The 13,281-nt window shown below is 64.5% G+C and carries 14 protein-coding genes; 6 read left to right on the forward strand and 8 right to left on the reverse strand.

The features are described from left to right. Positions 1 to 10: 10 nt before the first annotated feature. Together C8C95_RS02370 and C8C95_RS02375 are read left to right on the forward strand one after the other, a co-directional pair. Positions 11 to 802 (forward strand): UDP-2,3-diacylglucosamine diphosphatase, encoded by a 792-nt coding sequence (locus C8C95_RS02370; protein ID WP_243415612.1) that lies wholly within the window; start codon positions 11 to 13, stop codon positions 800 to 802. A gap of 46 nt (positions 803 to 848) precedes the next feature. After that, positions 849 to 1,673, forward strand: coding sequence for a M90 family metallopeptidase (locus tag C8C95_RS02375; protein ID WP_116747509.1), 825 nt, complete (start codon positions 849 to 851; stop codon positions 1,671 to 1,673). Between the two features lie 110 nt (positions 1,674 to 1,783). Here the strand turns inward: C8C95_RS02375 and C8C95_RS02380 are convergent, their stop codons facing one another. Together C8C95_RS02380 and mdeB are read right to left on the reverse strand one after the other, a co-directional pair. Continuing rightward, a complete protein-coding gene (locus tag C8C95_RS02380; RefSeq protein ID WP_108498826.1) occupies positions 1,784 to 2,017 on the reverse strand; it encodes a hypothetical protein in 234 nt (77 codons plus the stop codon). Positions 2,018 to 2,162: 145 nt separating this feature from the next. Beyond that, positions 2,163 to 4,829, reverse strand: a complete 2,667-nt coding sequence (mdeB, locus tag C8C95_RS02385) for an alpha-ketoglutarate dehydrogenase (RefSeq protein ID WP_116747510.1) — start codon at positions 4,827 to 4,829, stop codon at positions 2,163 to 2,165. Positions 4,830 to 4,931: 102 nt separating this feature from the next. On the opposite strand from mdeB, the gene C8C95_RS02390 reads away from it, so the two are divergent. After that, positions 4,932 to 5,399 (forward strand): Lrp/AsnC family transcriptional regulator, encoded by a 468-nt coding sequence (locus C8C95_RS02390; protein WP_056064679.1) that lies wholly within the window; start codon positions 4,932 to 4,934, stop codon positions 5,397 to 5,399. Positions 5,400 to 5,413: 14 nt separating this feature from the next. On the opposite strand, the gene C8C95_RS02395 is transcribed toward C8C95_RS02390, so the two are convergent. From C8C95_RS02395 to C8C95_RS02420, 6 genes are all read right to left on the reverse strand, one after another. Beyond that, on the reverse strand, positions 5,414 to 6,304 hold the full coding sequence (locus C8C95_RS02395) for a DUF3014 domain-containing protein (protein WP_116747511.1): 891 nt from the start codon (positions 6,302 to 6,304) through the stop codon (positions 5,414 to 5,416). Positions 6,305 to 6,466: 162 nt separating this feature from the next. Beyond that, a complete protein-coding gene (locus tag C8C95_RS02400) occupies positions 6,467 to 7,138 on the reverse strand; it encodes an alpha/beta fold hydrolase (protein WP_056064687.1) in 672 nt (223 codons plus the stop codon). 58 nt (positions 7,139 to 7,196) lie between these two features. Further along, on the reverse strand, positions 7,197 to 8,027 hold the full coding sequence (locus C8C95_RS02405) for a class III extradiol ring-cleavage dioxygenase (RefSeq protein WP_116747512.1): 831 nt from the start codon (positions 8,025 to 8,027) through the stop codon (positions 7,197 to 7,199). A 170-nt stretch (positions 8,028 to 8,197) separates the two neighbouring features. Further along, complete coding sequence (arfB, locus tag C8C95_RS02410) at positions 8,198 to 8,611, reverse strand: alternative ribosome rescue aminoacyl-tRNA hydrolase ArfB (protein WP_116747513.1); 414 nt, start codon at positions 8,609 to 8,611, stop codon at positions 8,198 to 8,200. 27 nt (positions 8,612 to 8,638) lie between these two features. Next, positions 8,639 to 9,112: a type II 3-dehydroquinate dehydratase gene (aroQ, locus tag C8C95_RS02415; RefSeq protein ID WP_116747514.1), complete on the reverse strand. Its 474-nt coding sequence runs from the start codon at positions 9,110 to 9,112 to the stop codon at positions 8,639 to 8,641. A gap of 193 nt (positions 9,113 to 9,305) precedes the next feature. Further along, positions 9,306 to 9,641: a hypothetical protein gene (locus tag C8C95_RS02420; protein ID WP_056064701.1), complete on the reverse strand. Its 336-nt coding sequence runs from the start codon at positions 9,639 to 9,641 to the stop codon at positions 9,306 to 9,308. 171 nt (positions 9,642 to 9,812) lie between these two features. Here C8C95_RS02420 and C8C95_RS02425 point away from each other — a divergent pair, with 171 nt between their 5' ends. From C8C95_RS02425 to C8C95_RS02435, 3 genes are read left to right on the forward strand one after another with little or no spacing between them, the layout of a single operon-like run. Then, on the forward strand, positions 9,813 to 11,648 hold the full coding sequence (locus C8C95_RS02425) for a glutamine--tRNA ligase/YqeY domain fusion protein (protein ID WP_116747515.1): 1,836 nt from the start codon (positions 9,813 to 9,815) through the stop codon (positions 11,646 to 11,648). Next, positions 11,648 to 12,529, forward strand: coding sequence for a GIY-YIG nuclease family protein (locus tag C8C95_RS02430; protein ID WP_116747516.1), 882 nt, complete (start codon positions 11,648 to 11,650; stop codon positions 12,527 to 12,529). The genes C8C95_RS02425 and C8C95_RS02430 overlap by 1 nt, the downstream gene beginning before the upstream one ends. Positions 12,530 to 12,565: 36 nt before the next feature. Continuing rightward, a complete protein-coding gene (locus C8C95_RS02435; RefSeq protein ID WP_116747517.1) occupies positions 12,566 to 13,279 on the forward strand; it encodes a phospholipase D family protein in 714 nt (237 codons plus the stop codon). The last annotated feature ends 2 nt before the right edge of the window (positions 13,280 to 13,281 follow it).

The raw sequence follows: 13,281 nt of genomic DNA on the forward strand, positions 1-13,281 counted from the left end.
GACCCGGGCCTTGACTGCCGCCCCGTTGACGACCGTGCCCCCGTTCGAGGAGCTTGTTGCTCCACCGTACTGGCGCACGGTCGATTTCATTTCGGACCTGCACCTGCAGGCCAGCGAGCCCGCCACGGTGGCCGCATTCCAGCAGTATCTGGAAGGCACCACGGCAGACGCCCTCTTTATCCTGGGCGACCTGTTCGAAGTGTGGGTGGGCGACGATGCGATGAGCGAGCCCAGCAGCTTCGAAGCCCGGGGCTGCGCCCTCCTTCGGGCCGCCGCGCAGCGCCTGCCGGTGTACTTCATGCATGGCAACCGCGACTTCCTGGCGGGCCCTGCCTTCCTGGCTGGGTGCGGCATCACCGGCCTGGCAGACCCCACAGTCCTGGTCTTTGGTGGCCAGCGGTATGTCCTGAGCCACGGCGACCTGCTGTGCCTGGACGATGTGGACTACCAGCGTTTTCGCCTGCAGGCCCGCAGCGCCGCCTGGCAGCAGCAATTTCTGACCCAGCCTTTGGCCACGCGCCGCGGGCAGGCGCGCGGCATCCGCCAGGAAAGCGAGGCGCGCAAGCAGTCTGGGGCCACGTACGCCGATGTGGACAGCCCCGCCGCCATCGCCTGGCTGCAGGCCGCAGGCGCCCACACCCTCATCCACGGCCACACCCACCGGCCGGCCGACCATGTGCTGGCTCCGGGTCTGCAACGCGTGGTGCTGAGCGACTGGGATGCCGCAGCATCGCCCCCCCGGCTGGAAACACTGCGTTTGTCCAGCGCGGGCTTGGAACGGCTGCCCCTGGCCCCCAAGTAACAGCGGTCATGAACTGAGCGGGCCCACCTCCCGCAGCCCGATCGCCATGCCCCCCTTGCTCAACCGCCTCTGGCGCCGCGTGCGCGCCACCGTGGCCCCGGTACCGGACATCTCCGCCACGTTGTGGCTGCAGACCATCCAGCGCTACCCGTTCCTGGCCACACTGTCGCTGCACGACCAGGCCAAGCTGCGCGTGCTGAGCGCCCTCTTCTTGCACCACAAGGAATTCCACGGCGCCCACGGCCTCGTGGTGACCGACGCCATGGCCATCGACATTGCCGCCCAGGCCTGCTTGCCCCTGCTGCACTGGGGCGACCCCGCCAAGGCACTCGACTGGTACGACGATTTTGTGGGCATCGTGCTGCACCCCGGCGAGGCCGTGGCCCGCCGCCAGACAACGGACGAAGCGGGCGTGGTGCACGAGCACACCCAGGTGCTGCTGGGCGAGGCCATGGAGCGCGGCCCCATCATGCTCAGCTGGCAGCACGTGGCCAACGCCACCGAGAACACGGCGCGCGGCCACAACGTGGTGGTGCACGAGTTCGTGCACAAGCTCGACATGAAAAACGGCCAACCCAACGGCTGCCCTCCCTTGCCCGCAGGCTTCATGGGCACACGCACCGGCCGTGCGGCGTATGAGGCATGGTGGGCAGCCTGGGAGCCCGCCTACGAACAGTTTCGCGAACGCGTGATCATGGCCGAGCGCTTCGGCGCCGAACGGCCCTGGCTGGACGCGTACGGCGCCACCTCGCCCTCCGAGTTCTTTGCCGTGGCCTGCGAGGCGTACTTTGTGAATCGCGAACGGTTTGCCCAGGAGTTTCCGGGGCTGATGCCGGTGCTGGATGCGTTCTTCCAGCGCCCTGCAAGCTGAGCCTGGCAGTACACATGGGGGGGCCACCGCCCCTTTTTGTACGGTGGCAGGCCACAGGCCAGCCATCCCTGCAGTCACTCAGGCTGCAGCAGCACCCCACCGCACAGCCTTCACGCGCCCAGCGCGTTTTCCACCGCCTGCTTGGCTTCTTCCAGACTACTGAAAAACTGGGTGGGTTGCGGCATGGCCTTGGGCAAATGGGCGGGCGGCGGCCACAGGCGGTCGTCTGCCCAGGCGGCGGTCCACCCGCCAATGTCTTTGCGCTTGATGGAGCAAAGTGCTTGCCCGTCCACGTTGGCTATCCAGGTGGTCGGCGGGTTATGGTCCCAGATGACATGTGCCATGGCGCCCTCTCACGGTTGCTGGACCATTGTAGGAAGCCTGCGCGAAATTGGGCAATGGCGTTCACCCCACCCCCGCTGCCATCAGGCGACAGAGCGGAGGCACGGTAAAACAACGGCAGGCGCCTGCGCTCGCCCGCCGCCCCCATCAGCCGGCGGCCAGCGCTCGCCGCGCGGCCTGGGCCACGCTGGCTGCATCCACCCCAAAGAACTGCCGGAGCGCTGCCCGCGTGTCGCTGCGTCCAAATCCATCCGTGCCCAGGGTCACATACTTGCGGCCCTCGGGGATGAAGGCGCGCACCGTCTCGGGCACGGCGCGCACGTAGTCGGTGGCGGCGATCACCGGTCCACGGGTTGAGGCCAGTTGCTGAGTCAGCCATGCGGGAGCAGGCTGGGCATCGCCCGCCAGCCAGCGCTGCTCGCAGGCCACGCCGTCGCGGGCCAGTTCGCTCCAGCTGGTGACGCTGAGCACGGTCACATCCACGCCCTCGCTGGCAAGTTGTTCTGCGGCCTTGACCACCTCGGTCAGGATGGCACCAGAGCCCATCAGGGTGACGCTTTTAGACGAAATCGCGCTGTCGCGCTGGTACATATTGCCTGCATAGCTCCTGAAAACATAGCAACCACGCAGCACACCTTCTGCCGCACCGGCGGGCAGGTCGGGCTGTGCGTAGTTCTCGTTCATCAGCGTGACGTAGTAGAAAACGTCGCGCTGCTCGGTCACCATCTCGCGCATGCCGGCGTCGATGATGACGGCCATCTCGCCCGCATAGGCCGGGTCGTAGGCCTTGCAGTTGGGAATGGTGGCGGCCACCAGGTGGCTGCTGCCGTCCTGGTGCTGCAGGCCCTCACCGCCCAGTGTGGTGCGGCCCGAGGTCGCGCCCAAGAGGAAGCCCCGCGCACGCTGGTCCGCCGCAGCCCAGATGGCGTCGCCCACGCGCTGGAAGCCGAACATGGAGTAGTAGATGTAGAACGGCAGCATGGCCAGGCCGTGCACGCTGTAGCTGGTGGCGGCCGCCGTCCAGCTGGCGATGGCGCCCGCCTCGCTGATGCCTTCTTCCAGAATCTGGCCGTCCAGCGCCTCGCGGTAGCTCAGTACCGAGCCGATGTCTTCGGGCGCGTAGCGCTGGCCCACGCTGCTGTAGATGCCGACCTGCTTGAACAGGTTGGCCATGCCGAAGGTGCGCGCCTCGTCGGCCACGATGGGCACGATGCGCGGGCCCAGCGTGGCGTCCTTGAGCAACGTGCCCAGCATGCGCACGAAGGCCATGGTGGTGCTCATCTCCTTGCCATCGGCCTGCAGCGCGAACTGCGCGTAGCTATCGATGGACGGGACGGGCAGCGCGTCGCACGCCGTCTCGCGGCGCGGCAGGTAGCCGCCCAGTGCGTCGCGGTGGCTGCGCAGGTAGCGCATCTCCGAGCTGTCTTCGGCGGGTTTGTAGAAGGCCAGGCTGGTGGCCTGCTCGTCGCTGAGCGGCAGGTTGAAGCGATTGCGAAACTCGATGAGGTCGGTCTCATCCAGCTTCTTCTGGCTGTGCGTGGTCATCTTGCCCTGGCCGGCAGTGCCCATGCCGTAGCCCTTCTTGGTGTGAGCCAGTATCACCGTGGGCTGGCCCTTGTGGGCGCTAGCTGCAGCGTAGGCGGCGTGGATCTTCACCAGGTCGTGTCCGCCGCGCTTCAAGCGGTCGATCTGCTCATCCGTCATGCCCTGCGCAAGGGCCGCCAGCTCAGGGTTCTGACCGAAGAAGTTGTCGCGGTTGAAGCGGCCGTCCTTGGCGGCAAAAGTCTGCATCTGGCCGTCCACCGTGCCTTCGAGCGTGCGCACCAGTGCACCGGTCAGGTCGCGGGCGAAGAGGCCGTCCCAGTCGCTGCCCCACACCAGCTTGACCACGTTCCACCCCGCGCCGGCGAACAAGCGCTCCAGCTCGTCGATGATGCGGCCATTGCCACGCACGGGGCCGTCCAGGCGCTGCAGGTTGCAGTTGACCACCCAGACGAGGTTATCGAGGCCCTCGCGTGCGGCCAGGGTCAGGGCGCTCATGCTCTCGGGCTCGTCCATCTCGCCGTCGCCAAACACGCCCCACACCTTGCGGCCCTCGCAGTTAAGCAGGTTGCGGTGCGTGAGGTAGCGCATGATGCGCGCGTGGTAGATGCTGCTGATAGGGCCGATGCCCATCGAGCCCGTGGGGAACTGCCAGAAGTCGGGCATCAGCCAGGGGTGCGGGTAGCTCGACAGGCCCTGCGCGCCCGCGCCCGGCGCCGTCAGCTCCTGGCGGTAGTGCATCAGGTCCTGCTCGGACAGGCGCCCTTCCAGAAACGCCCGCGCATACACGCCCGGCGCGCTGTGCGGCTGGAAGAACACCAGGTCGCCCCGGTGCTGCCCTTCGCCCAGGCCCTCGCGGGCGCGGAAGAAGTGGTTGAAGCCGCTCTCAAACAGATCCGCCGCACTGGCGTAGCTGGCGATGTGACCGCCCAGCTCGCCATACGCCTGGTTGGCCCGCACCACCATGGCCAGCGCGTTCCAGCGCACGATGGAAGCCACGCGCTCCTCGATGGCCAGGTCACCCGGGAACACAGGCTGGTCCTGCACCGCCACGGTGTTCACGTACGGCGTGTTCAGGTCGGGCTGCCAGCCAATGCGATGTGCGCGTGCCATGCGCACCAGTTCTTGCAGCATGTGCCGCGCCCGCTCGGGGCCTTCGGTGGCGACCAGCGCCAGGAAGGCATCGCGCCACTCGGCGGTTTCTTCGGGGTCGGCGTCCAGGGGGGCGCCGGTGGCTTGTTGCAGCAGGGCGTGGGGTGTGAGGGCGTTCATGGAGGCCACTGTAGCGAGGCTGGCTCCAAATGAGTTGCCGTTTTGCCTTTCGCGACGCACGCCTATGACATTTTATGCCGCCAAAGCCATAAACTGCGGCATATGAAACTGGATACCCTCGATTTGCGCATTCTGGCCGAGCTGCAGGCCGATGGATCTTTGTCCAACGTGGAACTGGCGCGGCGCGTGCACCTGTCGCCCTCGCCCTGCCTGGCGCGGGTGAAGGCACTGGAGGCGGCAGGCGTCATCAGCCGCTATGTGGCGCTGGCCAATGCGGCGGCGCTGGGGCTGGGCCTGAATGTGTTCATCAGCATCAGCCTCAAGGCGCAAAGCAAGGAAGCCCTGGCCGACTTTGAACGCCGCATTGCCGAGCACGATGAGGTGATGGAGTGCTACCTGATGAGCGGCGACAGCGACTACCTAATCCGCGTAGCGCTTGCCGACATTGGGGCGTTGGAGCGTTTCATTCTGGAGCAGCTGTCGCCCATTCCGGGCGTCGAGAAGATCCGGTCGAGCTTTGCACTCAAGCAGGTGCGCTACAAGACGGCTCTGCCACTTCCCACCCCATGACAGGCTAGAGGGCCTTACTTGCGCGCCACGCCGCTCGTGGCCACCCGCTTGCGCAGCTCGCGGATCAGCGCCTTGGCACGTGCCTCATTGGTAGGGCCCATGCGCAGCAGGATCTTCTGGCCGCTGGGCAGCGCTTCGAGCGCGGGGTCCACAAACTCGTAGCGCACCCAGGGGCGCAGGTTGGGCACGTCGGTATTCACGGGCGTGAGCTTGACCTGCAGCGGGCCAGCGGGCTCTGGCGCCTGCAGCAGCTGGTCCAGCACCGCCACCAGGCGGTCGTTGAAGTAGCGCCGGGGGTAGCCCAGTTCTTCATACGCTTGCTGAAACAGCGGGTACAGCCGCGCGTACAGCGCCACGGCGGGCTCCATCGGTACCGCTTCAGCAAACGCAAAGAAGGCGCTGTAGCGTGCGGCATTGGCCGCTGCGATGGTGGTGGGCGCGTTGCCAGTGCCATCCACCACAAACCGCTGCGCCGTGGGCTGCACCGGCCAAATGCGCGATGGCGCGTGGGCGCGGCCCAGGTTGTCCACCGTGGCCACCACACGACGCACAAAACCGTCGGTCTGCAGAAACATCGCCAGCTTGTCGCGGCCTAGCAGCTCGGCCAACAGCTCTGCAACCCGAGGGTCAGACTCGGCCAGCGCAGGCAAGGCAGCGTCGGGCGGTGCCAGCGCATCCACCGGGTTCTGCGGCCCCGACGCCTCGGGAGCGGGCGTGGGCGCTGCCGGTGCTGGTGGAGCGGCCACTACCGGGGGTGGCGCCAATGCGAGCTCCACTGGCCGCAGCCAGAACCACCATGCCGCGCCAGCCGCCACGGCGCACACCAGCGTGGCCAGCAAGACCCAGAGTGCGGGGGAGGTGCGCTCTGGCGCGGGGCGGAATTCTGCGGTGTCTTGATCGGGCATGGGCTCTCCTTCAACACAGGAACAACCCTTGTCCGAGCCTATGCAGCGTCAGGCGTTCCCTGCCAGTCCCCCCAAAGGCGACTTGCCCGATTGGATCGCCACACGCCCAGGCCCTGGTAACGCGATGTAGCCAGCATCGGGCTGGCCCGCCCACAAATCTGCCTAAAACGCCGTGGGCGTGGTGGACAGCGACTCCAGCCAGGCCACGGTGGCGGCCAACTCGGAGGGGCGAATCTCGTGTGCGCTGGGAAACTCGCGGTAAGTCACCGTCACCGGCAGTGGTGCCATGTGGTGGGCGATGGCCTGAGCGTTGGCCAGCGGGATCACGTTGTCGTGGGTGCCGTGGCTCAGCCACAGTTGCTTGCCACGCAGCGCATCGGCAGGTGCGGTGAGCGGCACCACCTGCGGCAGCAGGCGGCTGTGCCACACCAGGCCCGCATGCATCAACGCGGGCCGGGTGAGCAACAGCGACAGCGCCATGATGCCCCCCTGGCTGAAGCCGCCCACCACCACCCGCTCGGGCGGAATGCCCAGCTGCTCGGCAGCAGACTCGACCGCCTGGGCGACCAGGGCGCGGCTTTGCGCCTCCTGCTCTTCGTTGATGGTGCGCTCGCCGCTGGGCTCGATGGAGAAATCAAACCACGCGTGTGAGCCCGGCCCCATGCGAAACGGCGCACGCAGGCTCAGCACATGAAACCGGTCCGGGATCTGCGGGGCCAGGCTGAACAGGTCCTGCTCGTTGCTGCCCACGCCATGCATCAGCACCAGCAGCCAGGGCCGGGGTGCGGTGGCGGCAGCGGGACGCTGCAAAAATGTGAGCGGCAAGGTAAGCATATATGTGCGCCTCGAATGGTTTAGGGCCAAAAACGGGTGGAATGCAAGGAGTTCCGTGTCAGTGCGCCGGCTCCAGGGCAAAAGCGTCCATCGACAGCATGCTGTACATCACCTCGCGGCTCAAGTAGTTTGCGTGCAGGTCGTCGCCTGCTGCACCCAGTGCAAAGAAGATCGGCAAAAAGTGGTCTTCGGTCGGATGCGCACGGTGGGCGTGAGGCGCCTGGCTGCGGTAGTTGAGCAGTGCTGCCATGTCCCCACGGGCCAGAGCGTCCTCGATCCAGCGGCTGAACTCCAGCACATAGGGCGCGGGCGCGCGCTCGCCGCCAAAAAACTCGGCCAGGTTGTGCGTCATGCTGCCCGACCCCACCACCAGCACGCCCTGGCTGCGCAGGCTGCGCAAGGCGGCTCCCAGTGCATACACCTCGGCCGGGCCTGCGCCCACGGGCAGCGCCACCTGCACCACAGGCACGTCGGCCTGCGGGAACAAGTGCATCAGCGGCACCCAGGCGCCGTGGTCAAAGGGACGCGCGGCGTCGCCCTGGGCCGCCACGCCAGCGGCCTGCAACAGACCCAGAACTTCTTGCGCCAAAGCGGGTGAGCCCGGAGCGGGGTACTGCAGCTGGTACAGCGCGGGAGGGAATCCGCCAAAGTCGTGCCAGGTGGCAGGCTGCGGCCCGGTCATCACCTGCGCCGAGCGCGCCATCCAGTGTGGCGACATGACCACCACGCCACGCAGGCCGGGGTACTGCGACTTCAGGCTCTGGCCCCATTGCGTGAGCGCCGGGCCGGTGGTGCCCGCATCCAGCGCAAACAAGGGCGCACCATGCGACACAAACAGCGCAGGGACTGCGGCAGAAACAGGAACGGGGGCTTGGGCAGAGGCAGACATGACAACTCCAACAAGGAACACCATGAATGTAGGACTGATAGCCCGTGATACCAAGCCCTGCAAAGCAGACAGATTGTTCTACGGATGATGCCAATCAAACATTGACAGCCCCTTGGCGCACAGCAAGCAACGCCCACCAGCCCCTACGCAGGCCTGCTCTGGCCCGCAGGTCAGGAGCCGTCGCGCACCCTGCCCCGCAGCGCCTTGGTCTCGCCCCGCTGCGTTTTGCTTTGCAAGCGCCGCTGTTTCGACCCATAGGTGGGCTTGGTGGCCCGGCGCACGCGGGGCGGCACGGCCACGCTGTTGACCAGCGCATTGAGCCGCTCCAGGGCATCGGCACGGTTTTGCTCCTGGCTGCGGTACTGCTGGGCCTTGATGACCAGCACACCGTCTTGCGTGATGCGGGTGTCGCGCAGGGCCAGCAAGCGCTCCTTCACACCCTCGGGCAGCGACGACGCCACCACGTCAAACCGCAGGTGGACGGCACTGGACACCTTGTTGACGTTTTGCCCGCCCGCGCCCTGCGCGCGCATGGCGGTGATATCAACCTCGTCCTCAGAGACCTGCAGGGGCAGCGGGGCCATGGCCGTGGAGTCCCCCGCGCCCAGCCATCAGGCCGCTGGCTGCTGGGCCAGCAACTGCGCCAGCCCGTCAATCGCCAGGCCATAGCCCAGCACGCCAAAGCCACACATCACCGCCTTGGCAGCGGCAGCCATGTACGAATGGTGGCGGTAGGCCTCGCGCGCGTGCACGTTGCTGATGTGCAGCTCGATCAGGGTGATGCCCGTGCCCTTGATGGCATCGTGCAGCGCAATGCTGGTGTGGGTGTAGGCCCCGGCGTTGATGACCACGCCCGCCAGTTCGCCCGCTGCGTGCAGGCGGCCCGCCTCGTGAATCCAGTCCACCAGCGCGCCTTCGTGGTTGCTTTGGTGAAAACGCAGCGCAAAACCGTGGCGGTGGCAGGCGTCGGTGCAGAGCTTTTCCACATCGGCCAGGGTGGCCGCGCCGTAAACGGCAGGCTCGCGCGTGCCCAGCAGGTTCAGATTGGGGCCATTGAGGACAAAAACGGTTTTATTGGCAGTCACAGACAAAGTCTCCGGGGCAATGCGCCTGCCACGCTGGCAGGCCAAAGTGCGGGATTATGCGGCGCCACAGCGCAGGGGCCGCCCCAATAAAAAAGCGGCCCCGAAGGACCGCTGTAAAAGGCAGCCTGTGCAACGCTGCCTGTGAGCGACTCGCGCCCAAGAGGTTGGTGACAAACCAGCCGCTGGGGGCTGATCAACGGTCCCAGTGGCGACCGTGGCCGTGCCCGTGGTGGCGATGGCCGTAGCCATAACCGCCGTAATACACCGCCGGGGGTGGCGTGTAGTACACCGGGGGAGCGTTGTAGTACACAGGGCGTGGAGGGGGAGCGTAGTACACCGGTGGGGGCGGTGCCACGTACACCGGGGCGGGGGCGTAGTAGCCATTGCTTGCCCCCACCACCACGCCGGGCACGCCAATGCCCACGGACCAATTGACATCGCGGGCCTGGGCGGAGCCAGCACCGGCCAACAGGGCCAGCGCCACACCCGCCACAGCGGCCGCAGTAGAAACAGAACGGGTTTTCGTCATGGAAATCTCCTAGTGAATGAGGGCGGCCAGCCAAAAGGACACGCCTCACCGGTACACAACGCACCAAGTGCCTAAAAGGATGGCACAAAATCGTCTTTACGTTGTGTCTGAACGTACACGCGCTGGTTTTAATGCGTAAACCGTCACGAAACCGCCGCCTAAAATGGCTGGATGAGCACCCCCTCCCCCGCCAATACCGCCGCCACTGCCACTTCTGCGGCCGCTGAAACCGTCAAGCCCAGCAACTTTTTGCGCCAGATCATCGAACACGACCTGGAAAAAGGCACCTACGCCACCCGCCGCTGGGCCGGCACCCCCGGCGACGCCGCCCACCACGCCCAGGGCGAGCCCGACCCCGCCAAGATCCGCACCCGCTTCCCGCCCGAACCCAACGGCTACCTGCACGTGGGCCACGCCAAGAGCATCTGCATCAACTTTGGCCTGGCGCGTGACTACGGCGGCGTGTGCCACCTGCGCTTTGACGACACCAACCCCGAAAAAGAAGACACCGAATACGTCAACAGCATCATCGACGCCGTGAAGTGGCTCGGTTTTGACTGGACACAGATCGGCCAGGCCCCCGGCAGCGCTGCCCCCTACCAGGCCAGCGACTACTTCGACTTCATGTACCGGGCAGCCGAATACCTGATCGAAGCCGGTCACGCCTACGTGGACGAACAGACCGCCGAACAAATGCGCGTGAACCGGGGCGACTTCAGCAAGCCCGGCGTGGACAGCCCCTTCCGCAGCCGCACGCCGGCAGAGAACCTGCGCATCTTCCGTGAGATGAAGGACGGCCAGCACGAAGACGGATCGATGGTGCTGCGCGCCAAGATCGACATGGCCAGCCCCAACATCAACATGCGCGACCCGGCCATCTACCGCATCCGCCGCGCCACGCACCACAACACGGGCGACACCTGGTGCATCTACCCCATGTACACCTACGCGCACCCCATCGAGGACGCGCTGGAACAAATCACCCACAGCCTGTGCACGCTGGAGTTTGAAGACCAGCGTCCCTTCTACGACTGGCTGCTGGAGCGCCTGACCGAAGGCGGCCTGCTGGCCAGCCCGCCCCCCCGCCAGTACGAATTTGCGCGCCTGAACCTCACTTACGTCATCACCAGCAAACGCAAGCTCGCCCAGCTCGTGTACGACCACAAGGTCAGCGGCTGGGACGACCCCCGCATGCCCACCATCGTGGGCCTGCGCCGCCGTGGCTACACGCCCGCCGCCATCCAGACCTTTGCCGACCGCATTGGCGTGACCAAATCCGACAGCTGGATCGACTACAGCACCCTGGAAGGCTGCCTGCGCGAAGACCTGGAGCTGAAGGCCCACCGTGGCATGGCCGTGCTCAACCCCGTCAAGCTGGTGCTCACCAACTGGGACGACGTGATGGGCGCAGGCCACCTGGAGCCCTGCAGCCTGCCCGCCCTGCCCCACCCGCCTGAGGGTGTGGAAAGCCCTGCGCGCCACTTCACCATCGGCAAGGAAGTGTGGATCGAGCGCGAGGACTTTGAAGAAGTGCCCCCCAAGGGCTACAAGCGCCTCTTCCCCGGCAACAAGGTGCGCCTGAAGGGCGGCTACGTCATCGAATGCACCGGCTGCACTAAAGATGCAGATGGAAACATCACCGAAGTGCTGGCCACCGTGGTGCCCGACACCAAGAGCGGCACCCCCGGCGCCGACAGCGTGAAGGTTAAAGCCGCCATCACTTGGGTGGGTGTGGCCGACGGCGTGAACGCCGAAGTGCGCATGTACGACCGCCTGTTCCTGGACGCCCACCCCGACGCGGGCGGCAAGGACTTCATCGAAAGCCTGAACCCGAACAGCCTGAAGGTAGTGACCGCCATCGTGGAGCCGTCATTGGCCAACGCCAAGCCAGATGACAAGTTTCAGTTTGAGCGGCATGGGTACTTTGTGGCGGACCGGGTAGATCACCGGGCGGAGAAACCGGTGTTTAACTTGGCGGTGGGGTTGAAGGATTCTTGGGGCAAGTGATGTCGCGCCCTCAAACCATCCAGATTTTCCTGCCTACGGGAGACCCGCGTGGCATGCGTGTGGCAGAGATCACTACCCGCATTGTTCGGGTAGTCGAGGTACCGCGCAGCCAATTGGCAGACTTTCTTAAGCTGCCAGAATCGCAACAGGTCGGCGTCTATTTTTTGATGGGCGATCTATCAGACGCTGGCCTGCCTCGCGCATACGTTGGTCAATCTGGCAATGTTGGTAACCGGCTGGTACAACACAACCAGAACAAAGATTTCTGGAACCGCGCACTTGTAGTTATCTCCCTTACAAACAGTCTTACCCAGACACATGCCATGTTTCTGGAATGGTTCGCCATCGCTGAGGCAACCAAAGCTGGACGCTACAGTTTGGAGAATGGCAATACGGGCTCACAGCCCTACACCCCTGCGCCGCTTCAAGCCGATTGCTACGAGATTCACGAGACAGCAGCTACTCTGCTGGCCACACTCGGCCAGCCGGTGTTTGAACCGCTGACTCAAACAACCACAACGAGCAACGGCAAACCGCAACCCGTCGAGCTGTTCTACTGCAAGGGCCCTGATGCCAATGGTGTAGGTGAATACACGTCTGAAGGCTTTGTTGTGCTCAAGGGCTCGACGGCTCGCGTTGGTAACGTGGCATCCATTCAGGGCTCCTCGCAAGAACGCTTCCGAGAGCAACTAGTGACCGACGGTGTCTTACAGCTGCAAGGCACGCAATATGTATTCACCCGAGACTATTTATTCACTAGTCCCAGCATGGCAGCAATTGCTGTGCTCGGGCGCTCAGCCAATGGTTGGATGGAGTGGAAAACAGACAAAGGACAAACGTTGGATGGTGCTAAGCGGCAAGTCGTGAATGCAACAAGCTGACAACACGAAATAGCAAGTTCATCAGGCAATACGTATATGGCTAAGTTTCTATCCACCACCGGTACCAACTACCACCTTGAAGAACTGATCAAATGCGCATCTGACCGCTTGATACTGATCAGCCCTTTCCTCAAGCTCAACGACCGGATGAAGGAACTGCTGGCCGATAAAAACCGTCTGAAAATCGACGTCCGGATCGTCTACGGCAAAAGCGAGTTGCAGCCGCAAGAGATTGAATGGCTGCGCAGCCTGAACTACATTCGCACCAGCTTCTGCAAGAACTTGCATGCCAAGTGCTACATGAACGAAGAGATGTGCATCATCACCAGCCTGAATCTGTACGAATTCAGCCAGGTGAATAACAACGAGATGGGCATCCTGATTCAGCGCAGCGACGACGGGCAGCTCTACAAAGACGCTTATGAAGAGGCACAGCGCATCATTCGCATCAGCGATGAAGTGCGCATTTCGTTGGAACGAGTTACCAGTGATAGCGATGCGAGTGGCAAAGACGACGATAAAGGTGCGACCGATACGCCAACAGACAAGCTAACGTCCTCCAAGATTGGGCAAAGGCTGGGCTTAAAAACGGCACAGTTCTTGGACCGCGCAACAGAGCTGGGTTATCTGGCAGCGGATGACGACAAACACACCATCACGCCTAAGGGCGAAAAAGCAGGCGTGGAGTTCGTTGCCAAATCGCGCTTTGGCCCGTATTTCTTATGGCCGCAAGACTTCCGTCTGGTCTGAAC

The sequence above is a fragment of the Acidovorax sp. 99 genome (assembly GCF_003096455.1).
GTDB classification, from domain to species: Bacteria; Pseudomonadota; Gammaproteobacteria; order Burkholderiales; family Burkholderiaceae_C; genus Acidovorax; species Acidovorax delafieldii.